This window comes from Leisingera sp. M523, assembly GCF_025141335.1.
Taxonomy (GTDB): Bacteria; Pseudomonadota; Alphaproteobacteria; order Rhodobacterales; family Rhodobacteraceae; genus Leisingera.
The window spans coordinates 2,650,805-2,677,504 of record NZ_CP081036.1 but is presented as its reverse complement, the minus strand read 5'-3'; the positions used below and the strand labels follow the sequence as shown (position 1 = coordinate 2,677,504).

Annotated in this window: 21 protein-coding genes and 1 pseudogene; 8 read left to right on the top strand and 14 right to left on the bottom strand. The window is 62.4% G+C overall.

Going from position 1 to position 26,700, the window contains the following annotated elements; translation table 11 throughout:
- Positions 1-112 precede the first annotated feature (112 nt).
- The 3 genes from K3557_RS13175 (at position 113) to K3557_RS13165 (ending at position 4,909) form a co-directional block, all read left to right on the top strand.
- Positions 113-454 carry a hypothetical protein gene (locus K3557_RS13175; protein ID WP_259990571.1) on the top strand — a complete coding sequence of 114 codons (342 nt, stop codon included), beginning with the start codon at positions 113-115 and terminating at the stop codon, positions 452-454.
- A 218-nt stretch (positions 455-672) separates the two neighbouring features.
- Positions 673-3,180, top strand: a complete 2,508-nt coding sequence (locus K3557_RS13170; RefSeq protein WP_259994423.1) for an FAD-dependent oxidoreductase — start codon at positions 673-675, stop codon at positions 3,178-3,180.
- 577 nt (positions 3,181-3,757) lie between these two features.
- Positions 3,758-4,909 carry a matrixin family metalloprotease gene (locus K3557_RS13165; protein ID WP_259994421.1) on the top strand — a complete coding sequence of 384 codons (1,152 nt, stop codon included), beginning with the start codon at positions 3,758-3,760 and terminating at the stop codon, positions 4,907-4,909.
- A 138-nt stretch (positions 4,910-5,047) separates the two neighbouring features.
- Here the strand turns inward: K3557_RS13165 and K3557_RS13160 are convergent, their stop codons facing one another.
- Positions 5,048-5,638 (bottom strand): HD domain-containing protein, encoded by a 591-nt coding sequence (locus K3557_RS13160; protein WP_259994418.1) that lies wholly within the window; start codon positions 5,636-5,638, stop codon positions 5,048-5,050.
- 99 nt (positions 5,639-5,737) lie between these two features.
- Between K3557_RS13160 and K3557_RS13155 the strand changes: the two genes are divergently transcribed.
- Positions 5,738-6,631 carry a LysR family transcriptional regulator gene (locus K3557_RS13155; RefSeq protein ID WP_259994416.1) on the top strand — a complete coding sequence of 298 codons (894 nt, stop codon included), beginning with the start codon at positions 5,738-5,740 and terminating at the stop codon, positions 6,629-6,631.
- Positions 6,632-6,646: 15 nt separating this feature from the next.
- Here the strand turns inward: K3557_RS13155 and K3557_RS13150 are convergent, their stop codons facing one another.
- The 4 genes from K3557_RS13150 to K3557_RS13135 form a co-directional block, all read right to left on the bottom strand.
- Complete coding sequence (locus K3557_RS13150; protein WP_259994415.1) at positions 6,647-6,982, bottom strand: carboxymuconolactone decarboxylase family protein; 336 nt, start codon at positions 6,980-6,982, stop codon at positions 6,647-6,649.
- 74 nt (positions 6,983-7,056) lie between these two features.
- Positions 7,057-7,713 (bottom strand): class I SAM-dependent methyltransferase, encoded by a 657-nt coding sequence (locus tag K3557_RS13145; RefSeq protein WP_259994414.1) that lies wholly within the window; start codon positions 7,711-7,713, stop codon positions 7,057-7,059.
- Positions 7,713-8,783, bottom strand: a complete 1,071-nt coding sequence (locus tag K3557_RS13140) for an FAD-binding oxidoreductase (RefSeq protein ID WP_259994412.1) — start codon at positions 8,781-8,783, stop codon at positions 7,713-7,715. Before K3557_RS13140 ends, K3557_RS13145 begins: the two co-directional genes overlap by 1 nt.
- Positions 8,784-8,787: 4 nt before the next feature.
- Positions 8,788-9,738 (bottom strand): aldo/keto reductase, encoded by a 951-nt coding sequence (locus K3557_RS13135; protein ID WP_259994411.1) that lies wholly within the window; start codon positions 9,736-9,738, stop codon positions 8,788-8,790.
- 132 nt (positions 9,739-9,870) lie between these two features.
- Here K3557_RS13135 and K3557_RS13130 point away from each other — a divergent pair, with 132 nt between their 5' ends.
- Positions 9,871-10,461: a hypothetical protein gene (locus K3557_RS13130; RefSeq protein ID WP_259994409.1), complete on the top strand. Its 591-nt coding sequence runs from the start codon at positions 9,871-9,873 to the stop codon at positions 10,459-10,461.
- Positions 10,462-10,533: 72 nt separating this feature from the next.
- On the opposite strand, the gene K3557_RS13125 is transcribed toward K3557_RS13130, so the two are convergent.
- From K3557_RS13125 to xdhA, 8 genes are all read right to left on the bottom strand, one after another.
- On the bottom strand, positions 10,534-11,607 hold the full coding sequence (locus K3557_RS13125) for a BMP family ABC transporter substrate-binding protein (RefSeq protein WP_259990590.1): 1,074 nt from the start codon (positions 11,605-11,607) through the stop codon (positions 10,534-10,536).
- Between the two features lie 61 nt (positions 11,608-11,668).
- Complete coding sequence (locus tag K3557_RS13120; RefSeq protein ID WP_259990592.1) at positions 11,669-12,589, bottom strand: ABC transporter permease; 921 nt, start codon at positions 12,587-12,589, stop codon at positions 11,669-11,671.
- A complete protein-coding gene (locus K3557_RS13115; RefSeq protein ID WP_259994407.1) occupies positions 12,590-12,910 on the bottom strand; it encodes a hypothetical protein in 321 nt (106 codons plus the stop codon). It abuts the gene before it with no gap.
- On the bottom strand, positions 12,910-13,992 hold the full coding sequence (locus K3557_RS13110) for an ABC transporter permease (protein ID WP_259994405.1): 1,083 nt from the start codon (positions 13,990-13,992) through the stop codon (positions 12,910-12,912). Before K3557_RS13110 ends, K3557_RS13115 begins: the two co-directional genes overlap by 1 nt.
- 42 nt (positions 13,993-14,034) lie before the next feature.
- Positions 14,035-15,552 (bottom strand): ABC transporter ATP-binding protein, encoded by a 1,518-nt coding sequence (locus K3557_RS13105; RefSeq protein WP_259994402.1) that lies wholly within the window; start codon positions 15,550-15,552, stop codon positions 14,035-14,037.
- Positions 15,549-16,484 (bottom strand): xanthine dehydrogenase accessory protein XdhC, encoded by a 936-nt coding sequence (xdhC, locus tag K3557_RS13100; RefSeq protein ID WP_259994399.1) that lies wholly within the window; start codon positions 16,482-16,484, stop codon positions 15,549-15,551. The genes K3557_RS13105 and xdhC overlap by 4 nt, the downstream gene beginning before the upstream one ends.
- Positions 16,474-18,807: a xanthine dehydrogenase molybdopterin binding subunit gene (xdhB, locus tag K3557_RS13095; protein ID WP_259994398.1), complete on the bottom strand. Its 2,334-nt coding sequence runs from the start codon at positions 18,805-18,807 to the stop codon at positions 16,474-16,476. The genes xdhC and xdhB overlap by 11 nt, the downstream gene beginning before the upstream one ends.
- Positions 18,804-20,228, bottom strand: a complete 1,425-nt coding sequence (xdhA, locus tag K3557_RS13090) for a xanthine dehydrogenase small subunit (protein ID WP_259994396.1) — start codon at positions 20,226-20,228, stop codon at positions 18,804-18,806. The genes xdhB and xdhA overlap by 4 nt, the downstream gene beginning before the upstream one ends.
- A 358-nt stretch (positions 20,229-20,586) precedes the next feature.
- Between xdhA and dnaE the strand changes: the two genes are divergently transcribed.
- Complete coding sequence (gene dnaE / locus K3557_RS13085) at positions 20,587-24,099, top strand: DNA polymerase III subunit alpha (RefSeq protein WP_259994394.1); 3,513 nt, start codon at positions 20,587-20,589, stop codon at positions 24,097-24,099.
- A gap of 114 nt (positions 24,100-24,213) precedes the next feature.
- A complete protein-coding gene (locus K3557_RS13080; RefSeq protein ID WP_259994392.1) occupies positions 24,214-25,158 on the top strand; it encodes a 5'-nucleotidase in 945 nt (314 codons plus the stop codon).
- Between the two features lie 36 nt (positions 25,159-25,194).
- Here the strand turns inward: K3557_RS13080 and K3557_RS13075 are convergent, their stop codons facing one another.
- The gene (locus K3557_RS13075) at positions 25,195-25,389 is read right to left on the bottom strand and encodes a SlyX family protein (protein ID WP_259994390.1); all 195 of its coding nucleotides are present in this window, start codon (positions 25,387-25,389) and stop codon (positions 25,195-25,197) included.
- A gap of 123 nt (positions 25,390-25,512) precedes the next feature.
- On the opposite strand from K3557_RS13075, the pseudogene K3557_RS13070 reads away from it, so the two are divergent.
- Positions 25,513-26,568 (top strand): annotated as a pseudogene (locus tag K3557_RS13070) (IS5 family transposase).
- The last annotated feature ends 132 nt before the right edge of the window (positions 26,569-26,700 follow it).

Genomic DNA, 26,700 nt, shown 5'->3' with positions numbered 1-26,700 from the left:
GCAGCGGCAATTGCACTGCATTCTTCCCTGAAATGCCGGAAAGCTGCCGCAATTCTGCGCCGGGTTCTGAATTGGGATGAAGCCGGAGCGTTTCGCAAAACCGGAGAACGGCATGGGACTGAAAAAGGCAATGGGCATTCTGGTGTTCAGCACCCAGGCGGTGATCGGCTATGATTACTACATCCAGACCCGTGCCGCGGGGCTGAATTGGGGGGATCTCAGCGCCACCGACTACAGCACCATTCTGCAGGACCGCTTTACCCGCGCCCGTGCCGCCAAGGAAGCAACCAGCCTTGCCGGGCTTGCTGCCGGGGACGGCCAGTCGATTTGGAGCGAGGCGGCCGGCTATGGCAAGAGCCTGCTCTCGGGCGGTCAGCAGGTTGCAGATGCACAGAGCAACGAGGACGCGCCGCAGCCCGTCTGTATCCGTCGCGGCAATGTTGCGGACTGCTGACAGCCCCAAACCAGCCTGATCAAGGAACCACAGGGGGCGCCGGCCCGCTTTTTGCTGCGTAGAAAAACGCCATTTCCGGCAAGGCTTTCATCAAAATCCTGTATGCTGTGGCGCGCAAGGTCGGTTTTGGCTGTTTTTGCGTCGGCCTGATTTTGCGCCGATTGCGCGGCTTGGGCATAACCGCAGGCAAGAATCTCACAAAGCTGGAGAGCCGGAGAATGAAAACCCAAGTCAAAGCGCTTGTTGTTGGCGGCGGCGCCGTTGGCACCTCGATTGCCTATCACCTGGCCAAGGCCGGCTGGGAAGACGTCATGCTGATCGAGCGTGACGAGCTGACCTCCGGCTCGACCTGGCACGCAGCCGGCCTTCTGCCGCTGTTCAACATGTCCTACGCGACCACCCACATCCACAAGTACTCGGTCGATTTCTACAAGACCCTGGAAGAGGAAACCGGCCTGAACGCAGGTTTCGCCGTGGTCGGCAACCTGCGCATGGCGCAGACCCAGGAGCGCATGGACGAATACATGCTCTATGCCTCCATCGCGGAAACCTGCGATGTGCCCTATGAATGGCTGACCCCGGATGAGATCAAGGCGCGTTGGCCGCTGATCGAAACCTCCGACCTGAAGGGGGCGATCTACCACACCGAAGACGGCTATATTAACCCTGCGGACGTGACCCAGGCGATGGCCAAGGGCGCCCGTCAGCGCGGTGTTGAAATCGTCCGTAAGCTGCAGGCTGATGAATTCCACTGGACCGGCACCCACTGGGAAGTCACCTGCACCAAGATGGTGGAGAAGGGCGGCAACCTGGTCGAGTCTGACGAGAAGGTGGTGATCACCGCCGAGCATGTCGTGACCGCATCCGGCAACCACGCGCAGCGCACCGCCAAAATGCTGGGCATCAAGATGCCGGCGATCCCGGTCGAGCACACCTTCATCGTCATGGACAAGGACCCCGAGCTGGTCAAATGGCGCGAAGCAGGCAACCCCGAGCATCCCGTGGTGCGCGACGCCGACAATGAATCCTACGCCCGCGAAGAGCGCGGCGGCTGGATCCTGGGGATCTATGAGCGCGGCGCGCCCGCACGTTTCGAACACGGTGTGCCGGACAGCTTCCGCGCCGACCTGTTCCCGCTGGAGCTGGACCGGATTGCCGATCAGTACATGGCGATGGCGGAACGGGTGCCCTCTTGCGCCGAATCCGGCCTCAAGGACGACTTCAACGGTCCGATCTGCTACACCCCCGACGGCAACCCGCTGGTCGGCCCGGCACCGGGCCTGCGAAACATGTGGCTGGCGGAAGGTTTCTCCTTCGGCATCACCGCTGCTGGCGGCACCGGCTACTATCTGGCGCAAATGATGGTCGACGGCGAGGCCGAGATCGACATGGCGTCGCTCGACCCCAAACGCTATTCCTCCAACTGGATGACCACCGAGTTCGCGGCCCGCAAGAACGAAGAGTGCTACGAGCACGTCTATATCCTGCACCACCCGGACGAAGAGCGCCCGGCAGCCCGCCCGCTGCGCACCGCGCCTGCGTTCGACCGTCAGAAAGCCCGCGGCGCACAGTTCGGCTGGGTCAACGGCTGGGAACGCCCGAACTACTTCGGCCCCGTCGATGCGCCTGAGAACTTCGACCACGATGCCCGCTCCTTCCGCCGCGGCGGCTGGTGGCAGCATGCCGTGGACGAAGCCAAGGCAATCCGCGAAGGTGTTGGCCTGGTCGACGCAACCGCGTTCACCAAGCACATCGTCAAGGGCCCCGGTGCCACTCTGTTCCTGGACTGGTTCACCTGCAACAAACTGCCCAAGGTCGGCCGCATCAACCTGACCTATGCGCTGACCGTTCTTGGCACCACCCGGACTGAGTACACCATCGTCCGCCTGAAGGACGACGAGTATTACCTGGTGTCCGCTGGCGCCTGGACCGAATACGACGCCGACTTCCTGAAGAAGGCGATCGCGGACAAGGAAGCTGAGTTCGGCCGTATCGAGCTGCAGGACGTGACCACCCAGTGGGGCGTGTTTGCCATTGCCGGTCCGAAATCGCGCGACGTGCTGAAAGAGATCATCAACGACGCCGATCCGGAAACCGCACTGTCCAACAAGCGTTTCCCCTGGCTGTCGGCCCGTCAGATCGAACTGGGCATGTGCCCGGTCAATGCGATCCGTGTGGCGTATACAGGTGAACTCGGCTGGGAACTGCACCACCCGATGGAGATGCAGAACTACCTGTTCGATCTGCTGGAAAAGGCCGGTGAGAAGCACGGCATGAAACTGGTGGGTGCGCGCGCCCAGAACTGGCTGCGCCAGGAGAAATCCTATCGCGCCTTTGGCAACGAACTGGGCCGCGATGCGACCCCGCTGGAAGCCGACCTGCCGCGCTTTATCGACCTGGAGAAGGACTTCCACGGCAAGGAGAAACTGGTCGAGACCGGTGTGCGCGTGAAATGCTGCACCCTGCTGATCGACGGCCCCGAAGACGCCGATCCCTGGGGCCGCGAGGCGCTGTACGCCGAGGATGGCACCCGTGTGGGCCGTCTGACCTCGGGCGGCTATTCGGTGGCCTTCGAGAAATCCATTGGCATGGGCTATGTAAAGCCCGAGATGGCGGTGGAAGGCACCAAGCTGAAGGTCAAGATCCAGGACAAGCTGTGGGATGCGGTCGTCACTTGCGACAGCCCCTATGACCCGAAGAACGAGACCATCCGCCAGAACGGGTGATCTTTGGTCCGGGCCCCTTGGGGTCCGGCATCCCGTCCAAGGGACGGGTTAAGGAGATCGCGGCGGAACCCAGGATCTGTCTCTGGAAACAGCAATATACCCCGGCCTGCGCGCCGGGGTATTTTTTGTTCGGCCTGGCACTGGCGGCCTGGTCGTTGCCTTCGGTGCCATGTGTCAGTCAGCTGAATGTATCACGCGTGCTTTGCGCAGATGATTTCCCCTTTAAAGTGTGATATAATTGCTGCCGGAACGCAGGCCTTCCACACTGCAAGTTCCGCAGTTCGCCGACCCTTTTAAGGCACAGAACGGCGCGGCGTGGCCGCTGAAACGTACCTTGGTGCGATGCAACCGCGCAGCAGCTAAGCTCGCGGGCAAGGCGCTGAAAAACTTGCCTTTCTATGGGGTTTCCCGTTTCGAGCCATGCTGCGCAATGCCCCTGCGCGGCCTGTTGCGGCATGTGCAGGGAAGCGTGCCGCAACAGGCCGCAGCCCCGCGTCCTGGTGTCTTGCCGCCTCTGCTGAATGAACGCGGCCTGCACTGCGATACCAGTAACGATTGTCCGAAAAGGAGGTTTGAAATGGCCGCTCGCAAAACCCAATCCAGCCGCATCGAGGAACTGGAAGACCGGATTGACGATTTAGAGGAACAGCTTGGCCAGGACCCGGACGGCTATGGCCGTTCCGGCAGCGCGCCTCAGGTCTGCTCGCTGCCGGTGCTGCCGGAACGTGCATTTGATGCCGGAGTATCTTCCGACCGGCAGCGGGCGATACTGGCGACCGGCGATAAATGGGTCAATGGCACCAATATCCACTATTTCCTGTTTTCCAGCGGGTTGTTTGGCGGTGCCAGCGACCAGCGGGCCGTTGTGCAGCAGGCGTTTCAAGTTTGGAAGGATCTGGGTATTGGCCTGAATTTCACCGAGGTGACCGATATCCGGGATGCAGAACTGCGCATCGGGTTCCTGCGCAACGATGGCTCATGGTCCTACATCGGCACCGTGGCGCTGCGTTTGGGCCAGCAAGAGCGCACCATGAATTTCGGCTGGGACATTACCCAGGCCGGCCCGAACGGGCTGGACACAGCCATCCATGAGATCGGCCACGCGCTTGGGCTGAAACACGAACACCAAAACCCCAACGCGGGTATCGTCTGGATCCGCCAGGCGGTGTACGACTACTTTGCCCGCACGCAGAACCCGCCCTGGGACGAGGAAACGACCGACCACAATATTCTGAACAAACTCGACCCGGCGACTGTCGACGGAACGGAATGGGACCCCAATTCGGTCATGCACTATGCCTTTGCCGCCGGCCTGATCAACCAGCCGCCGGAGTTTCGCGGCGGGCTTGAACCCGCACCTGGGCTTTCGCAAAAGGACAAAGAGGTGATCCGCCGCTTCTATCCGCCAATCGGCGCGGCGGCGCTGCCGCAGCTCATCCCGTTCAAATCCGAGCAGCTAGCCCTGATGCCCGGCGAGCAGAAGAATTTTGCAGTGATCCCGGACCATTCGCGTGATTACACGTTTTCAACCTTCGGGTGGTCCGACACGGTGATGGTGCTGTTTGAGGATATTGATGGCACACCGGTCTATGTGGAAGGCGACGATGACAGCGGCTTTAACCGCAACGCCCGTTTCACTGTTCGGCTGATAAAAGACCGGAGCTATAAGCTGCGTATCCGCCTTTACTATGACTGGGCTGCAGGCGATGCGGCTGTCATGATGTGGTGAACGCATTGGTTTTGTATCTGCGCGCCCGGGGGTAAAGCCTGGGCGCGCAGTCTGTGCCGGCATTTGGGATGCGGTTATCGCGCGGCGGCCGGAAGCCATTGATCCGGCCCCGGGGAGGCGGAGTTGCTGTTGTCTGGCTTACTCCTGCGCCGTCTCTGCCAGCTCCATATGGCCCCAGCCGCGCGACAGCACCTTGCGCAGGATCGGCTCGAAGAACTCCAGCGGCTTGGTCGGATACGCCGGATCAAAGGCGCATTGGTCATATTTTTCGCAGAAATACCGGCAGTCCTCCCAATGGGGGCTGCCGCGGTATTTGTCGCGGGCGTTGCGGTCGCCGCCGAAATGATGGTTGTAGTAAAACCCCTGAAACACGCAGTGATGTTTGAGGATCCAATAGGTTTTCTCGCTGACATAGGGCTTCATCATCGCCGCTGACAGCTCGCCATGGTTATAGGGCGACAGGATATCGCCGGTGTCATGCACCAGGGCGGCCACGATGATTTCGTCATCGGCGCCGTCTTCATGCGCGCGGGTCGCCGCCTGCAGCGAGTGCTGGTAACGGTTCACCGGGTAGGGGGTCCAGTCCTCGTCCAGTGAGCGGATCGCGTCCAGGATCCGGTCGGGCAGGGCGGCGTTATAGGCCTCCTCATATTTCTCCACTGCGGCCCAGTCTTCGGGCGTGGCGTCTTCGAAACTGGTCCAGGTTGGCTTGTGGCTTTTGTCCAGCATGTCGCGGGTCCTTTGGTTGATATGGTTTCAGCCTAGCGAAACGTGTCTGAGCAGGAAAACGAATTGATTTGCTCGATCCGAGCAGAAATAGTGATCATCATGCAGATCAACGCTTTTGAGACCTTTCTGGCAATTGAGGCCTCCGGCAGTTTTCACGCTGCGGCGCGGCGGTTGCACATCACCCAGACCGCGGTCAGCGCCCGCATCAGGGCGCTGGAGGAGGCGCTGGGCGCCAGCCTGTTCGAGCGCGGTCCGGGCGGCACCCGGCTGTCTGCGGCGGGCCGGCAGTTTCTGCCCTATGCCGAGCAGATGATGCGGACCTGGGAGTTTGTTTCCGGCGATTTGCGGGAAAGCCTGGCAGGACGGGTTTCATTGCGGCTAGGGGCGCAGCTGTCGGTTTGGGATCCTCTGCTGGTCGATGTGGCCGTCTGGCTGGAGCAGGCGCAGGGCACCGTGCCATTCACGCTGAACTATGATCACGGGCTCAACATGGGTGAAGCGGTGGCGCGCAGGCTGCTGGATCTGGCAATTGTGAACGAGGTTCCCGCAGGCACAAGGCTGGGGGTAGACGAGCTGCCGCCGGAGGAGCTGGTTCTGGTGTCGGACCAGCAGTTGCGGCTGGGCCGGGACGCATTGCCGCTGTTCATCAACCTGGAGTTCGGCAGCGAATATGCGGCACAGGTGCAGCAAGTGCTGCCGCAGCGCAGCCGCCAGCATATTGTGCTGGGTAACGCACCGATGGGCTTGCGCTATCTGATGAAGCGGGGCGGCATGGGGTATTTTCCTGCCTATATGGCGACGGGGGCGCTGGCGGCTGGGCAAATCCACAGGGTCGAGGACGCGCCGCTTATCCAACTGAGCTGCAAGGTGCTGTACCTGCCGGACAACCCGGCGCTGGAGCAGATCCGCCAGGTCCTGCAGGGACTGCGGGAGGTGCGCACTCAAAATTTCGGCGCGGAACTTCCGCCGGAAAACAGGTGGCCTCCGGGTTGAATTCCGCGTTGGAATTCAGCGGGTCAGCTGATCGAAACAGTCCATCGCCTTGGCCGCATACATCATTGCCGGTCCGCCGCCCATCTGGATCGACATCGTCAGCACGTCGCCGACTTCCGCCCGGTTTGCTCCCGACTTGACCAGCGCCTCCACATGCAAACCGATGCAATCCTCGCAGCGCAGGGCCACCGCGATGCCAAGGGCCACAAATTCCTTTTGCTTGAACTCCAGCACGCCGCCCTGTTTCACAGCTTTGCCAAGTGCGCCGAAGGCCTGCGCGGCTTCGGGGATGGCGCCGTTCAGATTGCGCAGACCCTTGCGGGTCTCATTCAGTTTGCCGTGCCAGTCCATCTGCCTGTCCCTCAATCATACATTCCAATTTGCGAAGGTGTATGGGCCGCAGGGACGGGCAGCATTGATCCAGATCAGAGGCGTGGTTTTTCCGCAATCAGCGCAAGGTTGTTGGCAGGCATCTCGACCGCATGCAGCAGCTCCAGCCCGCTACTGTGCAGCCAGCCGATAGTGTCGAAATCGTCCTTGTAGCCGATCTGCGGGTCGTGGGCGGTGAGGCTGGCGTGAAAGGTCCGGTCGCCTTCGCTGGTCAGCCCGCCGCCGCGCAGGAAGGGTCCGTAGATCACAAAGCGTCCGCCGGGGGCGAGGGCGGCGGCGGCCTCAGCGATGAGGGTTTTTGCTTCATCTTCGCTGATCAGATGCAGCAGGTTCACCAGTACAATCAGGGTCTGGCCGGGGTGCTTTGCACCCCAGCCTGGGGCGGTTGCATCCAGCGTCACGGGCGGGGCGATGTTCGCCAGGCCCGCTTCATCGGCATAGGCCCGGATACTGGCAAGCCGGGCCGCCTCCGCTTCACTGGGCTGCCACATCAGGCCGGGCAGGCGGGCGGCATAGGCCGCAATATGCTGGCCGGTGCCGCTGGCCAGTTCCAGTGCGCGGCCCTGTGCCGGGGCAATCCCGGCCAGCAGATCGCACAGCACATCGCTGTTGCGGGCGGCGGCGGGGGCGAACAGCTTGCCATCCTCAGGTGCCGCCACCGAGGCTGATCCGGGAACAGAGCGCACCGGCATCAGCGCAGCCTTGCAGGCGACAGGGCCGCGACGGCGGACGCATCCAGTGCCGGTGTGCGGCCTGCCGTCAGATCGGCAATCAGCTGCGAGGCGGAGGGGGCGGTCATGATGCCATAGCCGCCCTGGGCCGCACACCAGATGAAATCCGGCTGCTCCGGGTCCGGGCCCAGCACCAGGGTGCCGTCGGCCACAAAACTGCGCAGCCCGGCAAAGTTGCTTTCGACCCGCGTCACCGGCTCGGTCACCATTTCCTCGTAGCGTGCCAGTCCCTCGGCCAGCACCATGTCGTCGGCATAGGCGTCATGCGGATCCACCGGGTCGGTATCGGCGGGGGAGACCAACAGCTTGCCCGCGTCGGGTTTGGCGTACCAGGTTTCACCGACACCGATCATCATCGGCCAGCCGCTGACGTCATGCCCGCCCGGCGCAGGCAGCCGCGCCATCGAGCGGCGTTTGGGCTGCAGGCCGATGGTTTTCACACCCGCCAGTGCCGCAACCTGATCCGCCCAGGCGCCCGCCGCGTTGACCAGCTTGCGGGCCTGATAGGTCTGGCCGCCGGCAGTGACCCCCCAGCCTGACGCAGAGCGGGTGATGGCGGTCACCGGCGCCTTGGTCACGATCTGCCCGCCGGCGGCGCGCAAGGTTTTGGCGAAATCCTGCAGCATCCGGTCGGTGTCGATATCCTCGGCCGCACCGCTGACGGCGGCAAAGCCGACGGTATCGGGGTTCAGGATAGGGATCATGGCGCGGGCCTCGTCCAACTCCAGCGTAGCCATCTGCAGCTCATCCACGTCGCGGGCAAAGCCCTCGGCATCCTCCTTGGTCCCCACCAGCATCAGCCCGCGCGGTGACAGGTAGCCGCCGTCGCGCAAATAGGCGGCGCTGGCGCGGTTCAGGTCGATGGTGGGGCCGTGGCCGTAGTTTTCCTCGAACAAAGCAGCGGAGCGGCCCGAGGAATGGTAGCCAAGCGCGTCCTCCATCTCCAGCAGGGTAACGCTGCCAAGGTCTGCAAGCCGGGCGGCGGCGCTGGTGCCGGCCATGCCGCCGCCGATGACGATGAAATCCTGCATGGGTCTAATCCTGTTCTTCCAGCCGGTCGGTCGCGGGTGCGGGCCGGGGGCTGAGTGCTTCAATTGCTTGGTAAAGGTCCGGGTCCATAGCAAAATCCAGCGCCGCCAGCGAGGGCTGCAGCTGCTGGACAGTGCGGGCAGAGATGATCGGCACAGGGCGGCTGGGATGCGCTGCGGCCCAGGCAACGGCCAGAGTGGCGGGATCGGTTCCATGATCCGCTGCCAGAGCGGTCAGGGCTTGGGCGGCTTCATGCATGAAGGCCTGACCGTAGCGGGTGCGGTAGCCTTTGTCCTCGGTAATGCGGCCGCTGCCGCCGGTGGCGTATTTGCCGGTCAGCAGCCCGCCGCCCAGCGGGGAATAGGGGACGGCGGTGATGCCCTGATCAGCGCACATCGGCAGGATTTCCACTTCAGCCTGGCGCTTCACCAGCGAATACATCGGCTGCAGGATGTCCACGGCGGTGCCCGAGGCAAGGCCCGCCATCTGCGCCTTCATCACCTGCCAGGCAGCAAAGTTCGACAGCGCCGCATAGCGGATCAGCCCTTCGTCTTTGAGTGCCGCAAAACAGTCCATGGTTTCGCGCAGGCCGGTATGCGGATCAAACCGGTGCAGGTAGAGCACATCGACCATGTCCAGCCCCAGCCGGCGGCGGCTTTCGTCAAACTGAGTGCGGATGTTCGCGGCGCCGGCACCGCCGGTATAGCCGGCCTTGGTGGCGATCAGCAGCTGCTCGCGTTCCTCCCGGATCAGGCGGCCCAGGATCTCCTCCGAGCGGCCATCCGTATAGATCCAGGCGGTGTCAAAGTGGTTGATGCCAGCGGTGCGGCAGGCGGCGTACATCCGGGCCGATTGCGCCTCATCGGCGCGGCCGCCGAACTGCATGCAGCCAAAGGCAAAGCGGCTGGCGGGGGTGCCATCGGGGGTGGTCAGATTCTTGCGTGCGGTCTGGGTCATGGCGCGGAGCTTGGCACAGGGGGCGCGGCAGGGAAAGACGGATTGCAGCCTTCGTGCAGCCCAGGCCTGGATGCCATAATGCGGCCCGGTTTTCTTGTCAGGATAGGCGCGGCAAAGCTACGGAGAGTAAACGTGAAACAGTTTCTGATGATCGGGGCGGCGGCGCTTCTGGCAGCCTGTGCGGGACCGGAGAAGCCCGATTACTGGTCGGCAACACGGGCAGGTTCCGGCGCGCAGACGGGAGGGCAGATCAGGGTGCAGACCGGGGCAAGCGGCACAGATTACCGTGCAGCAGCCGAGGCTGAGATGGCCCCCCATGCAGCGATGCGCCCGGGCCTGCACAAGACCCGTACCGGCGCCCCATGGCTGGTGGCCCATTCGGCGGGATTCCAGGCTGGCGGCGCACGGCTGACGGCCTCCGGAGCCGCCGGGGCTGCGATTGCCTACAAGGCGTCTGAACGCAAGTCGCCCTATGCGGCAAAGACCCATCTGGGGGATGCACAAACCCGGTTCCGGATCGTCACCGTGGATGGCAGCAGCTTTGCAGTGCTGTTTGCCATCAGCATGCCCAATGCCGGGCTGCAGACCGGCGGCAGTGCCGCGCTGCAGGAGTTGACAGCCTATGTCGCGCAGATTTCCGGCTGCGCAGTGACCGGCGCGCCGCTGGCTGAACGGGATGGCGGACAGGTGCGTCGGCTGGCGGCGCCGGTGCGCTGTTCCTGACCGGGGCCGGGGACACCGAATGAAAAAGGCCCGCCAACTGGCGGGCCTTTCCATTTCTGAGTGACGCGCAGCTTACTGCGGGATGTCGCCTTCCAAGCCTTCGACATAGAAGTTCATGCCAGCCAGGGTGCCATCGTCTGCGGTCTCGCCCTCAGCCAGCCAGTCCGAGCCGTCCTGCTTTTTGATCGGGCCGGTGAACGGATGGTAGGAGCCGTTTGCAATGGACTCCTTGATTGCCAGCGCGGCGGCTTTCACATCCGCCGGTACCGCGTCGGAAATCTCGCCGATGCCAACCATGCCGGCGCCGATGCCGTCCCAGGTGTCAACCGACTCCCAGTTGCCGTCGATCACCGCCTTGGTGCGGGCAATGTAATAGGGCGCCCAGTCGTCGATAATCGAAGACACCCGCGGCTTGGGACCGTATTCCGCCATGTCGGAGGCCTGCCCAAAGGTGATCACGTTGCCTGCCGCCTGTGCGGCGGCCTGCGGCGCGGTGGAGTCTGTGTGCTGCAGGATCACGTCGGCACCTTGTTCGATCAGCACCTTGGCGGCATCTGCCTCTTTCGCCGGGTCGAACCAGGTGAAGGCCCAGACGATCTTGAACTGGACGTCGGGGTTCACCTTCTTGGCGTGGATATAGGCGGAGTTGATGCCCCGCACCACTTCCGGGATCGGATATGAGCCGATGTAACCGACCACGTTGCTTTCAGTCATGTGGCCCGCGATGGTGCCCTGTACTGCGCGGCCCTCGTAAAAGCGGGCGGAATAGGTCGAGACGTTGTCGGCGCGTTTATAGCCGGTGGCATGCTCGAACTTCACGTTCGGGAATTTCTTGGCGACGTTGATGGTCGGGTCCATGTAGCCGAAGGAGGTGGTGAAGATCAGGTCGGCGCCCTCCAGCGCCATCTGGGTCATAACCCGCTCGGCATCCGGGCCTTCGGCGACGTTTTCCACGTACACAGTTTCGACCTTGTCGCCGAATTCAGCCTCAACCGCTTTGCGGCCCTGGTCGTGCTCATAGGTCCAGCCGCCGTCGCCGACGGGGCCGACATAGACAAAGCCCACTTTGGTGGTGTCGGCCATCGCCGCACCTGCAGCCAGGCCAAGCGCCATCGCGGCGCTGGTCAGAAGTTTGGTCAGTTTCATCAATTTCTCCCCAGTTTGGATCTTTTTGGCCCCGGGGTGCCGGGGCAGTGAAAAGCCCCCCTTAACGGGAGGCATGGAAGTTGCGGCCAAGCGAGGCGGGTGCGCTGCTTTTGTCCGCCGAAAGGATAACAAGCACAATGATCGTAATCAGATAGGGCGACATTGCCAGATACTCGACCGGAATGGCAACGCCTGCCGCCTGCAGATTGAGCTGCACCACGGTGACCCCGCCGAATAGGTAGGCACCCAGCAAAGCGCGCCAGGGTTTCCAGCTGGCAAAGACCACCAGCGCCAGCGCAATCCAGCCGATGCCGGCGGTCATGCCCTCGGTCCATTGCGGGACGCGAATGAGGCTGATGTAGGCACCGCCAAGACCGGCGCAGGCGCCGCCGAACATGATTGCCATCAGGCGGATTTTCAGCACCTTGTATCCCAGCGCATGGGCGGCGTCGTGGTTTTCCCCCACTGCGCGCAGCACCAGCCCGATGCGGGAATACTTCAGCACCCACCAGACGGCTGCGGTCAGCACGATACCGAAGTAAAGGATGATGTCATGGCCGAACAGGATCGGGCCGACCACGGGCAGATCGCTGAGCACCGGGATATGGATATCGCCCATCTGCGGCGGTTTCACACCGACATAAGACTGCCCCAACAGCGCCGAAAGCCCCAGCCCGAACAGGGTCAAAGACAGGCCCGAGGCCACCTGATTTGCCTGGGCAAACTGGGTGAGGATGGCAAACAGGATCGACAGCGCTGCACCTGCAATGGCGGCAGCGACAAAGCCCAGCAAGGGCGAGCCGCTCTCCACCGCCACGGCAAAGCCTGCGATGGCGCCGATGATCATCATTCCCTCTACACCAAGGTTCAGAACGCCGGATTTCTCCACCACCAGTTCACCGATGGCGGCTAGCAGCAGCGGGGTTGCCGCCACCATCAGCGAAGCGATGAGCAGGACCGGATTGATTGCAGAAAGATCCATTTACTTGCCTTGCTCTTTGAAGATTCGATTTTCGAGTTCCTGTCGAATTTCATTACCCATCGTTCCTGGCCACATAGGGTTGTGTGTCTTTAGCAATTGCCAGAATAAACCCATGCTGGCTGGTGGCTCAGGCGAGGAAATTGATCCTCGGGTCAGCGATGCCTCAATTAGTTCCAAATATTCCCGCAAGGCCGACATAACTGCGGAGTCCTTGCGCACGTCATATTCCAAAGCGTCCATTTCTTCGTGGCTGACTTCGAGAACGACCTCCCTCTTTGATTCAGGATCCCACATTTTCATTGATCTGATTGCCGCTCCCATCACGCCACCTCCGACTTGCTGAGTGCGATGCGGAAATTGGTGAGCAGGTCAAAGGCAAGGAGGAAGAACAGAAGCATGCCCTGGAACACCTGAATGGCCGCGGCGGGCAGCTGCAGGTTCGACTGGGCGATGTCGCCGCCGATGTATGTCAGCGCCATCAGCCCGCCGGCCAGCAGGATGCCCACGGGATGCAGGCGGCCCAGAAACGCGACGATAATGGCGGTAAAGCCATAGCCCACGTTAAAGTCGATGCTGACCTGGCCGGACGGGCCGGAGACCTCAAACATGCCGGCCAGCCCGGCCAAAGCGCCAGAAGTGCCAAGGCAGAACAGCACCAGCCGGGTGGGGTTCACGCCGGCAAACTTGGCCGCGCGCGGCGCCTCGCCAGTGAGGCGGATGTGATAGCCGGTCATGTGGCGGTTCAAGAGCACATAGGCAAAGATCACCGCAATCAGCGCCGCCACCACACCCCAGTGCATTCCCGACCCGGCAATCAGCTCGGCGTTATGGGCGCTGTCCCAGGATTGCAGGTTGCGCGAACCGGGGAAGCCGAAACCCTCCGGGTTCTTCAAGAGGCCCAGCGAGACGGATGCCAGGAACTGCTCGGCCACATAGACCAGCATCAGCGAGACCAGGATTTCATTGGTGCCGAAGCGGGTTTTCAGCACCGCCGGGATCATCGCCCAGAGCCAGCCGCCAAAGGCGCCTGCGAGGACCATGAAGGGGAAGATGAGGAAGGATTCGGAAGGATAGAAGGCCAGGCCCGCCCCAGCGCCGAATATGGCGCCCATGATGTATTGCCCTTCGGCGCCGATGTTCCAGATGCCGGCCCTGAAACCCAGCGACAGCCCGATGGCGATCAGCACCAGCGGCGCGCCTTTGACCAGCAGCTGGGGGCGGTAGTAGAAAGAGAACTCGCCAAACAGCGGCTCCCAGAAAATGGTGCGGATCGCCTCAACCGGCGGTTTGCCAAGGGCTGCAAACAACAGTCCGCCAAACAGCATCGTCGCCAGCACCGCCACCAGCGGCGTTGCCATCGACCATGCGCGCGACGGCTGCGGCCGTTTCTCAAGCCGGATCATAAAGCGGCTCCCTGTTTCATCGTTTTTTTTCTTTTGCGGAGGTCAAACATGCGCCACCTCCATGCCGTGGGCGCCGCCCATCATCAGGCCGATCTCGTCCACCGTCAGGCCCGCAGCTTCGCGCCGGGCGCTCAGGCGGCCTTCGTTCAATGCGGCAAAGCTGTCGGAGATTTCCATCAGCTCGTCCAGATCCTGGCTGATGCAGATCACCGCCGCCCCCTTGGCGGCCAGATCCAGCAGCGACTGGCGGATGGCTGCGGCAGCTGCGGCATCGACGCCCCAGGTCGGCTGGTTCACCACCAGAACGTCCGGATCCTGCAGCACTTCGCGTCCGATCACAAACTTCTGCAGATTGCCGCCGGACAGCGAGCGCGCCGCATTGCCGGGACCAGGCGTGCGGACGTCAAAAGCCTTGATGATGCGCTCGGCAAAATCCTTGGTCGCCCCCCAATCCAGAAACCCGTTTTTTTCCAGCCCCTCGCGCACCGATCCGGTGAGCATGGCATTCTCCGTCAGGCTCATATCCGGGGCGGCGGCGTGGCCCAGGCGCTCCTCGGGTGCTGCCAGCACACCCAGCTTGCGCCGCGCGGCGGGGCCAAGGCGGCCGATGGGTTGCCCATGCAGTTTCACCGCATCCGCATCGGTCAGGACCTCGCCGGAGAGCACACCCAGCAGTTCGTCCTGCCCGTTGCCTGCCACGCCGCCAATGCCAAGGATCTCGCCCTTTTTCACCGTCAAATGCACGTTCTTCAGCGCGGTGCCAAAGGCCGAAGGCGCCGGTACGGACAGGCCGGAGATATCCATCGCCACACCGCCGAATTCGCGGCTGCCGCGTTCCGGAGTCTGCAAGGTGCTGCCGACCATCATCTCCGCCATGTCGCGGGCCGAGGTTTCAGCCGGTGTGCATTCGCCGACGTTCTTGCCCAGCCGCAGAATGGTGGCGTGATCGCAGAGCGTGCGGATTTCCTCCAGCTTGTGCGAAATATAAAGGATCGAGGTGCCCTCGGACTGCAGCTTCTGCAGGGTCTTGAACAGGATCTCCACCTCCTGCGGCGTCAGCACCGAGGTCGGCTCGTCCATGATCAGCAGTTTCGGGTCCTGCAGCAGGCAGCGGATGATCTCGACCCGCTGACGTTCGCCGGCGGACAAATCTCCAACAGTGCGGAAGGGATCCAGCGGCAATCCATAGGTTTCCGACACCTCGCGGATGCGGGCGGCAAGGTCGCGCAACTCCGGCGGGTTTTCCATACCCAGCGCAATGTTCTCGGCCACGTTCAAAGCGTCAAACAGCGAAAAATGCTGGAACACCATGGCGATTCCGTCAGCGCGTGCCGCACGCGGCTCCGCCGGGGCGAAAGGCTCCCCGCGCAGCAGCATCTGGCCGCTGTCGGGCTTCACAAGGCCATAGATCATCTTGACCAGCGTCGATTTCCCGGCGCCGTTTTCACCGAGGAGGGCATGTACTTCGCCCTCGCCGATGTCAAAGGAGACGGAGTTATTGGCCACAACCCCGGGGTAGGCCTTGGTCAGGCCTTGCAGGCTTAACAGTGGTACACTCACGCGCGCCGGTCCTTTCTCAATTCATCTTTTGCACTCAGCCGCAGCAGCTGGGCCGCGACGCCGACCGCAATCATCTGCGGATGTTTTCCAAGTTGCGGATCGCCGATCGGGCAGGTGATCCGTGAAATCCGGTCCGGGCTGTGGCCCAGGGCGGCAAGACGCGACCGGAACCGCGCCCATTTGGTTTTGGAGCCGATCAGCCCGGCGAAGGCAAAGCCGTGGCCCAGCAAAGCGTGGCATAGCGCCAGATCCAGCGCATGGGAATAGGTCAGCACCAAATGCGCAGCGTTTTCAGGCGCATGGCGAACCAGGAGCGCAACGTCAGCTGCCGGAATCGCGGTGACACCTGCCGGGGTTTCAACCGGGAACCGCGCGGCGGCGGTGTCCGCCCAGGTGATCTGCAAATCCGGCAGCGGTGCCAGCACATTGACCAGCGCCCGGCCGACATGGCCCGCGCCCCAGATCCAGACCGGCAGTTGCGGCTGATGCACCGGTTCGATCATCCAGCCGTCCACCAGCTGCGGCGCAAGGGGCAGGCCCTGGCTGCGGGCGGCAGCGAGGATGCGTTTCACCGCCATCGGCATCGGCGCCGGGCCGGCGGAGCGGGCGATGATCTCCTGATCCAGCGCGGCCAGATCCGCGGTCTCATAGACCTCGCTCAGCAGGGTGACCGCGCCGCCGCAGCATTGGCCCAGGTCCGGCCCCAATGCATGGGTGCTGAACGTCTTGGGCTCGGCTTGCAGGCGTGCGGCCTCTGCGGCCTCAAACTCCAAGGCGCCACCGCCGATGGTGCCGCTTTGGCCATCCTTCCACACCAGCATTGCGGTGCCCGGTTCGCGCGGGGAGGAGCCGCGGATGGCAGCGATGACCACGCGAGTGACGCGGCCATGTTCGGAAACCGCCTTGCGGAGGGCTGCAACATCAAACCCCATCGCGCACCCTCCGGATGGCGCGCCAGATTTCCTCTGCCGTGGCGGGGGCGTTCAGCGCCGGGTAGGCATCGCCAAAGGCGGAAACCGCATCGCTGAGCGCCAGCCAGGCGGAGATGCCCAGCATAAAAGGCGGCTCCCCCACCGCCTTGGAGCGGTAGATGGTGTCCTCGCGGTTCTGCCCGTCATACAGCGCGACGTTGAACACATCGGGCCGGTCCGAGCAGGCAGGTATCTTGTAAGTCGAAGGGGCATGGGTGCGCAGGCGCCCGGCATCATCCCAGACCAGTTCTTCGGTGGTCAGCCAGCCGGCGCCCTGCACATAGCCGCCCTCGATCTGGCCGATGTCGATGCCTGGGTTCAGCGAGGCGCCGGCGTCGTGCAGAATGTCGGCACGCAAGATACGGTTCTCACCGGTGAGGGCGTCCACAACAACCTCGGTCACCGCGGCGCCATAGGCGAAATAGTAAAACGGGCGGCCCTGGCCCTTGATCCGGTCCCATTCCACCTTGGGTGTCTTGTAAAAGCCGGTGGCAGACAGGCTGACCCGGCCCTGGTAGCAGGCCATGGCGGCCTGATCGAAGGACATTTCATCCTGGCCAATGCGCACCATGCCACCTTCAAACACCACATCGCCGGGGCGGGCCTGATGCTGCAACGCCAGATGTTCGGCCATGCGGTCGCGGATGGTGTCGCAGGCGGCCTTCACCGCCATGCCGTTGAGGTCCGACCCGGACGAGGCGGCTGTGGCCGAAGTATTGGGCACTTTGGCGGTGTCGGTTGCGGTGATCTTGACCTTCTCCAGCGGGATGCCAAAGCGGCTGGCGGCAACCTGTGCCACCTTCTGAAACAGCCCCTGGCCCATCTCGGTGCCGCCGTGGTTCAGATGCACCGAGCCGTCCTGATAGACATGCACCAGCGCGCCGGCTTGATTGAGATGCGTCAGCGTAAAGGAAATCCCGAACTTCACCGGCGAAAAGGCAATGCCGCGCTTCAGGTGGGTCTGGCCCTTGTTCCATTCCGCAATCGCTGCCTTGCGCGCCGCATAATCCGAGGAGCGCAACAGATCCGCCGTCATCCCATGCAGCTCAAAATCTGTGACTTCCATGCCATAAGGCGTGGTGGTGTCTTTCCTCTTGCTGGAAATATCCCGGGGGGGCGGGGGGGCAGAGCCCCCCTCCTCGGGGGCCGCATAATAATTCCGCTGCCGCAGCTCCGCCGGATCCATCCCGAGGTCATGGGCGATGTGGTCCATCACCCGCTCGATACCGACCATGCCCTGCGGTCCGCCAAAACCGCGGTAGGCGGTGGCGCTTTGCCGGTTGGTACGCAGGCGGTGGCTCTCGATCCGGATATCGGGGATCAGATATGCGTTATCCGCGTGCAGCATCGCGCGGTCGGCGACCGGCAGCGACAAGTCCTGCGCCCAGCCGCAATCTGCCAGATGCAGGAACTCGACCCCTTGCAGATTGCCGTCCTCATCAAATCCAGCGCGGTAGGAGATGCGGAAGGCGTGGCGCTTGCCGGTGATCACCATGTCGTCGTCACGGTCATAGCGCATCTTGCAGGGCTTGCCGGTCAGCCGCGCCGCAACGGCACAAGCGACGGCCAAAGCATTGCCCTGGCTTTCCTTGCCGCCAAAGCCGCCGCCCATGCGGCGGGTTTCGACCCTGACACTATGCATTGGCAGGCCGATGGCGTCCGCCACTTTGTGCTGGATCTCGGCCGGGTGCTGGGTCGAGGAGAAGACATGCATGCCGCCATCCTCCTGCGGCCAGGCCATTGCCGCCTGGCCTTCGAGGTAGAAATGCTCCTGTCCGCCGAGGTCGAATGTGCCCTCAATCATGCGCGGAGCGGCAGCGATGGCGGCAGCGGCGTCGCCCTTGGCATAGATGCGCGGGCCTTCCTCGAACCGGCTGTCAGCGGCAAGGGCCGCGTCCAGGGTCAGCAGGGCGGGTTCCTCGGCGTAGTCCACCCGGCCCTTGCGGGCGGCGATGCGGGCGTTGCGATGGCTGTCGGCAACCACCAGGAACACCGGCTGGCCGACGTAATTGACCGTGCCCGAGGCCAGCAGCGGCTCGTCATGGATCGAAGGGGAGACGTCGTTGGAAAACGGCAGCCCCTTGGCGGTCAGCACCGCCACGACACCGGGGCTGTGCTGCGCGTCGTGCAGGTGCATGCCGGTGATATGGCCGCGGGCGATGGGGGAAAGGCCAAAGGCCAGATGCAGCGTGCCGGCGGGCGAGGGGATGTCATCCACATAGCGCGCGGCGCCGGTCACATGCAGTTCGGCGGCATCATGGGGGAGGGGTTTTGAAATGCTCATGGTTTCACCTCCAGCACCGAAACTGCCGCGCCGTTCATCTCTGCGAAATAGCGGCAAAGCATGCTGCGCGCGGTTTCCAGCCGGTAATCGGCTGAGGCACGCATGTCGCTCATCGGGGTGAAGTCCTGATCAAAGGCCGCGGCGGCGGCCTGGATCGTGGCTTCATCCCAGGGCTGGCCTGTGAGCGCGGCCTCGACGTTCGCGGCGCGCTTGGGGATACCTGCCATGCCGCCGAAAGCGATGCGGGCCGTGGTGATCCGGCCGTTCCCGACTGTCACGTTGAAAGCACCCAGCACGGCGGAGATGTCCTGATCAAAACGTTTCGACAGCTTGTAGACCTTCAGCGCGCCGGGCTGGCGCGGGAAGCTGACGGCCTCGACAAATTCGCCGGGCTGGCGGTCCTGTTTGCCGTAGCCGAGAAAGAAATCCTCCAGCGGTAAATCGCGGTGGTCATCCCCATTGCGCAAGTGCAGGGTGGCACCGAGCGCGATCAATGCGGGCGGGGTGTCGCCAATGGGGGAGCCGTTGGCGATATTGCCGCCAACCGTAGCGGCGGCGCGCACCTGCTGGGAGGCGAAGCGGCGGAGCATTTCTGCGAATGACGGGTGCAGCGGTTCTATTGCGGTGCGCAGGGCGTTCATGTCTGCCATGGCGCCAATGCGGACGGAGGTGTCCGTGACCTCAATGTCCTTCAGGTCTGTGCAGCCGTCCAGGAAGATCATCTGCGGCAGATGGCGCAGCTGCTTGGTGACCCAGAGGCCGACGTCGGTGGCGCCGGCCACAAGGGTTGCATCCGTGTTGGCGCTGTAGAGTTCGGCTAGTTCGTCTGCGGAGGCGGGCAGCAGCGGGGGCGTTGCCGCAGGGGGGCCGGAGGGGGGCGCTGCCTCCCGGCCTGCGGCCTCCCCCCGGAGTATTTCGGAAAAAGTGAAAGAGGTTTCATCCGCGATCCAGTCCGGGACCGGGGCGCCGCTGGCGGCCTCGGCGGCGCGGATGATCGGGGCGTAGCCGGTGCAGCGGCAAAGGTTGCCGGCCAGCTGGTCGTCATAATCCGCCGCACCGTTGGTGTGGGCGGTCACCATCGACATGATGAAGCCGGGGGTGCAGAAACCGCATTGGCTGCCGTGATGATCGATCATGGCCTGCTGCACCGGATGCAGGCTGCCGTCCGGGCCTGCGGCACCTTCGACAGTGCGGACAGACTTGCCGTTGAGCTGGGGCAGGAACAGAATGCAGGCATTCAGCGCCTTCGATCCGCGTGAATCAGTGACCATCACGGTGCAGGCGCCGCAATCGCCCTCATTGCAGCCTTCTTTGGTGCCGGTGAGACCCTTAGCGTCGCGCAGCCAGTCCAGCAGAGTGACTGAGGCGTCTGCGTGTTCGATCAGAACGTCTTCACCATTCAGACGAAAGGCGAGTGCCATCTTCCCGGGATCCGCCGCGTTACCCTGTTGACCCGGTGTGCCTCCCTTCGATGCGGCGTAGAAGGAGAGGCGGGCTGTGTATTGCTTGCGGATACCAGCCTAGGGAGCAGGCCCTTGGCAAAGCAAGGAAAACCGCTGCTGCGCTGCAGTATTCCGCGGCGCAAGAAAATTGCGGATGCAGCGGCTATGCTGTTATTTTTTATGCCTTTTAGCTGTATGTTTGGGGCGGGTCTCTCTTTGCGGGGCGAAACAGCTTCAAACTAATCCTGAAAATGGCGGGTAATCCTTTCGCTATTCCGGGAGGCGGACCGGCACTTCACCCTTTCACCGTGCTGCGGCAATAAGATAGCGTGGCGGCATGACAAGCTCTCCCCGATTCATTCACCTGCGCAGCCATACCGAGTATTCCCTGCTGGAAGGCGCGCTACGGTTGAAAAAACTGCCGGACCTGTGCAAGAAACACGGCATGCCGGCGATTGCTGTGACCGATACCAATGCCATGTTCTCGGCGCTGGAATTTTCGGTGACGCTGTCCGGTGCAGGCATCCAGCCGATCCTGGGCTGCCAGGTCGATCTGACCTTTCAGCAGGCGGAGCCGGGCGGCAAGCCCAAGCTGCCCGCGCCCCTGGTGCTGCTGGCGCAGAGCGAAGAAGGGTATGAGGGCCTGATGCGGCTGTCGTCCTGTCTGTATGTGGACAATGGCGGGCAGCTGCCGCAGGTCACATTGGACGATCTGGAGGCCAACAGCGCCGGGCTGATCTGCCTGAGCGGCGGGCCGGACGGGCCGGTGGGGCTGTTGCTGCAGCAGGGACAGCGGCCGGCGGCAGAGGCGCTGATGCAGCAGCTGAAGCGGATTTTTCCGGACCGGCTGTATGTGGAACTGCAGCGCCACCCCGGCGAGCACGGCCAGCCGGAGGCGGAAAAACAGACCGAGCGCGGCCATGTGGAGATGGCCTATGCGATGGAGCTGCCGCTGGTCGCGACCAATGACGTTTATTTCCCCAACACCGAAATGTACGAGGCCCATGATGCGATGATCTGCATCGCCGAGGGTGCCTATGTCGACCAGTCCGAGCCGCGCCGCCGGCTGACCGCGCAGCATTACTTCAAAAGCCAGGAAGAAATGGTGGCGCTGTTTGCCGACCTGCCCGAAGCGGTTGAAAACACGGTGGAGATCGCCAAGCGCTGCGCGTTCAAGGCCTATTTGCGGGATCCGATCCTGCCCAAATTCGCCGATGATGAGGTCTCAGAACTGCGCCGCATCGCCAATGAGGGCCTGCAGAAACGTCTGGCGGTGATCCCGCACGCGGTGAGTTTGGAAGAATACCAGGCACGGCTGGATTTTGAGCTGGGCATCATTGAGGGCATGGGTTTCCCTGGCTATTTCCTGATCGTTGCGGACTTTATTCAATGGGGCAAGGATCAGGGCATTCCGGTGGGGCCGGGGCGGGGCTCGGGCGCGGGATCTTTGGTGGCCTATGCGCTGACCATCACCGACCTTGACCCGCTGCGCTATTCGCTGCTGTTTGAGCGGTTTTTGAACCCGGAACGGGTGTCGATGCCCGACTTCGACATCGACTTCTGCATGGACCGCCGCGAAGAGGTGATCCGCTATGTGCAGCAGAAATACGGCCGCGACAAGGTGGGGCAGATCATCACCTTCGGAGCGCTCTTGTCCAAGGCGGCGGTGCGCGACATCGGCCGGGTCCTGCAGATGCCCTATGGCCAGGTGGACCGGCTGTCCAAGATGATCCCGGTGGAAGGGGTCAAACCCGTCTCGATTGAAAAGGCGCTGGTGGATGAGCCGCGGCTGAAGGAAGAGGCACGCAACGAACCTGTCGTGGACCGGCTGCTGACCTATGGCCAGCAAGTCGAGGGGCTGCTGCGCAATGCCTCGACCCATGCCGCCGGTGTGGTGATCGGCGACCGGCCGCTGGACGCGCTGGTGCCGCTCTATCAGGATCCGCGATCCGACATGCCGGCCACCCAATTCAACATGAAATGGGTGGAGCAGGCCGGGCTGGTGAAGTTCGACTTCCTTGGTCTGAAGACCTTGACGGTGATCCAGAACGCAGTGGACCTGATCAAGCAGTCGGGCCGCGATCTGCATACCGGCGAGGACGGCACGCAATTGTACGAGCCGCCCGAGGGCGCGGTGAATGAAATCAACGCCATTCCGCTGGACGACAAGGTCACCTATGACCTTTATTCCCGGGCCAAGACGGTGGCAGTGTTCCAGGTGGAATCCACCGGCATGATGGATGCGCTGAAGCGCATGAAGCCGACCTGTATCGAGGACATCGTGGCGCTGGTGGCGCTGTACCGGCCCGGCCCGATGGAGAACATCCCGACCTATTGCGAGGTGAAGAACGGGCTGAAGAAGATCCAGTCGGTGCATCCGCTGATCGACCATATCCTGGAGGAAACCCAAGGCATCATCGTCTATCAGGAACAGGTGATGCAGATTGCCCAGGTGATGGCCGGCTACAGCCTGGGCGGCGCCGACCTGTTGCGCCGGGCAATGGGCAAAAAGATCAAGGAGGCGATGGACGCCGAACGCCCGAAGTTTGAAAAGGGTGCGGCGGAGAATGGCGTGCCTGCCAAGAAGGCCTCGGAAGTCTTTGATCTGCTGGAGAAATTCGCCAACTACGGCTTCAACAAATCGCACGCGGCGGCCTATGCGGTGGTCAGCTATCAGACCGGCTGGCTGAAGGCGAACCACCCGGTGGAGTTCATGGGCGGCGTCATGAACTGCGATATCCATCTGACCGATAAGCTGGCGATCTACTTTGAAGAGGTGAAGAAAGGGCTGGGGCTGAAATACGTGCCGCCCTGTGTGAACCGGTCGATGGCGACGTTTAATGTGGTCAAGGGCGAGTTGGTCTATGCGCTGGGCGCGCTGAAAAACGTCGGTGTCGAGGTGATGCGATTGGTCACCGAGGCGCGCAATGAGAGCGGGTATGACCGGGTTTTTGTGAACCTGTTCGATTTTGCCCGCCGGGTGAATTTAAAGCGCGTCGGCAAGCGGCCCTTGGAGATGCTGGCGCGGGCAGGGGCGTTTGACCAGCTCGACCCCAACCGCCGCCGGGTGTTCGAAAGCCTCGGCCCGTTGGTGGATTACTCCGCTGCGGTGCATGACCAGCGCAATTCCAGCCAGGTGTCGCTGTTCGGCGAGGCGGGCGAGGATCTGCCCGAACCACGCCTGCCGAGCGTGCCGGACTGGCTGCCGGCCGAGCGGCTGAGCGAGGAATTCAAGGCGATCGGGTTCTACCTGTCGGGCCATCCGTTGGACGACTACATGCCGGCGCTGAAACGCAAGGATGTCATGACTCTGGACGAAGTGACGGCAAAGGCCGAGCGCGGCCCGTTCATGGCCAAGATGGCGGGCGTGGTGGCCGGGCGGCAGGAGCGTAAATCTGCCCGCGGCAACCGCTTTGCCTTTGCCCAGCTGTCGGACCCCTCCGGTGCCTTTGAGGTGACGCTGTTTTCCGAAGTGCTGGAGAAATCCCGCGAGTTCCTGGAGACCGGCGCCAAGGTGGTGATCACCGCCGAGGCGACGATGGAGAGCGATCAGCTTAAACTGCTGGTGCGCTCGGTTGGTCCGGTGGATTCGGCGATCGCCGATGCCGGCCGCAGTTCCCTGCGGGTCTACCTGAGCGATGCGGCTGCGGTGGGCACCGTGGCGCAGGTGCTGGAGGACGCCAAGGCGGCGGCCCGCAATGCCGCGCGCGGGGAAGTCTACATGTACCTGCAGGATCCGGGCCTGCCCGGCGATGTGGAGATGGATCTGGGCCAGGCGTTTCCGATCAACCCGCAGATCAAAGGGGCGCTGAAGTCGCTGGACGGGGTGCTGGATGTGGAGGAGATTTGAGGGACGGGCAACGTCAAGCGTGCCTCTATGATTTGGGGAGATTTAGGTTGTAAAAACCCTTTTTGCGTGTATCGATTGAATTTGAAGGCGATGCATTGAAGCAAAGGGGACATCTTGGATATTCGTGGCGAACTGCGAGACCAGCCGCTGCGTGTGGGCATTTCGACACGTTCTTTGTTTGATCTTGAAGCTGAACATGAAGTGTTCGTTCAAGATGGAGTGGCAGCCTACGTCGAACTGCAGAGGGAACGTGAGGATGTTCTTGTCGAAAAGGGATCCGGATTTAAGGTCGTCGAAAAACTACTCGGGATGAATGAGGACGATAATCAGCCCTATGTAGAAGTAATACTGCTGTCAAAGAACTCGCCTGACTTATCGTTGCGGGCCTTTAATTCGATCAAAGAATACGGTTTGAACATCAAACACGGTAGTTTCACCAGTGGGCGAACCCTTGCGCCTTTTATCCAATCCTGGGGCATTGACTTGTTTTTGTCGAATGACACAGTCGATGTGCAAGCAGTCGTTACCGCTGGCACTGCCGCTGCGCGCTTGGGAAGTCCTCCGGAAGTAGAGCAAAGTAAAGACCTAGATGACGAGGTCAGGCTTGCATTTGATGGTGACGCTGTAGTCTTCAGCCCTGAATCTGACATGATCTTCAAAGAAAAAGGGCTTCACGCGTTCTTTGAACATGAAAAAATGAACGCTAAGAAGCCAATGAGCGTTGGCCCATTTGGAGGCGGTTTTCTGAAGAAGCTGTCCAAATTACGTGAAATTCATTTGGACGAACACGGTGTCAGCAAGGTGCGAATTGGTATCGTAACTGCTCGTAACGCACCTGCTCATGAGCGCGTCGTGCATACGCTAAGGGCATGGGGGACACCCGCTGACGAAGCTCATTTTGTTGGCACCAATAGCAAAGCCCCCATTTTGCAAGCGATGGATGCTCACATTTTCTTCGATGATCAAGAAAAGCACGTGCGTGGGGCGGCACCTGTTGTGCCATCCGGGCATGTGCCGGGTCCCCATAGTCCGGACGAACCGGTTATACCTGCTAATTGAACTATACTCGTTCGAGAATGCAGCGCGCGGCCCAACTTAGTAATGCGGCGGGCGTTCGTCGCCGAGGACAATACCGCCGGTGCCGTCCTGCTCGCGGGTGGCTTCGCGCTGCATCAGCATGGCGACGCGGCGGGTCAAGGTGTCGATCTCCTGCTGCTGACGGGCGATCACGTCGCTCATCTCCTCCACGCTGCGGGTCAGATGGGCGATTTGCTCTTCCAGATGCTGCATGGGGCTCTCCTGTGTGCGGCTGGCCTGTCATAGGGCCATTGCCTGCCTGGGTCCATGGGGCTTGTTGCAGAGCTCTGAGTTCTAAGGATTCACATCACGAATCCATGCGGTTAGACGGGGCAGATGAGCAAGCCCGCACCTGCCCGCTACCGTACGACGAATTGGTCCAGCTACAACGATGCGCTCAGAAAGCACGGGTCGCTTCTGATCTGGTTGGACGAAGAGATGACCTGGCTCGCGCCGCATGATGGCAGCCCCGGTCGCCCTGCGGTTTTCTCGGATGCGGCAATCCAGTTCTGCCTGTCGATCAAGGTTCTGTTCAAGCTGCCTCTCCGGCAGACCGTCGGGATGGTCACCAGCCTTTTGCACCTGGCGGGTCTGGACTGGCCCGTTCCGGATTTCTCTACGCTGTGCCGCCGACAGAGTGAGATGGGACCGTGGCCCCAGTGGGGCCGCGTAAGCCCATAGAACGCTGGCCGTCCAGATCCCATATCGCCGCGCCGATGGGCCGCTGAACCTGCTTGTGGACAGCACCGGGATCAAGTTCCTTGGCGATGGTGAGTGGCAGGCCCGCAAGCACGGCGTTCAGGGGCGGCGCCAATGGCTGCCCGGCAGTTGATTGCAGAGCAATCAATGAGAGGGGCGCAAGGTTCATCTTGCGATGGATGCTGCCACGTCTGACATCCGTGCCGTCGAATTCACCCCCAGCCGCGACGGCCCCTCTCGTGGTTATGCTGCGCAAACCACTGCCGGGCAGTGGACAGCCCGGTCTTACCGGACTTGTTGGGTCAGTTCCCCGAGGACGAAGACATCGGCACCGTGATCGCCGATGGTGCCTATGACACGCGACGCTGCCATGCCGCGATCCTCGAACGCGACGCGGCCCCGATCATCCCGATCCGCAAGAATGGCCGGTTGTGGAAAGAAGATTGTCCGGCTGCGCAGGTCAGAAACGAAACTCTGCGAGCCACCCGACACTACGGTCGAGCCTTCTGGAAGCGCTGGACAGGATACCACGTCCGAAGCCGGATCGAGGCAAAGATGCGCTGCTTAAAGGCATTCGGCGAGCGCATTGCCGCAAGAGACCCCGACCGCCAAACCGCCGAGATCCATATCCGCATCGCACTCATCAACCGCTTCAACGCACTCGGCACCGCTGAGATTATCCGCGTCGCCTAAGTTCGGAGGGGAAAGGGGGAGCCAGGCCTCAAGAGCGAGTTCTGCAACAATGCCGGTCCATGGGGCGGCTGTTGCTGACGCGGGTTTGCTGGTGGAAAACCCGCGGGCCTCCGGCGGGGATATTTTCCGTCA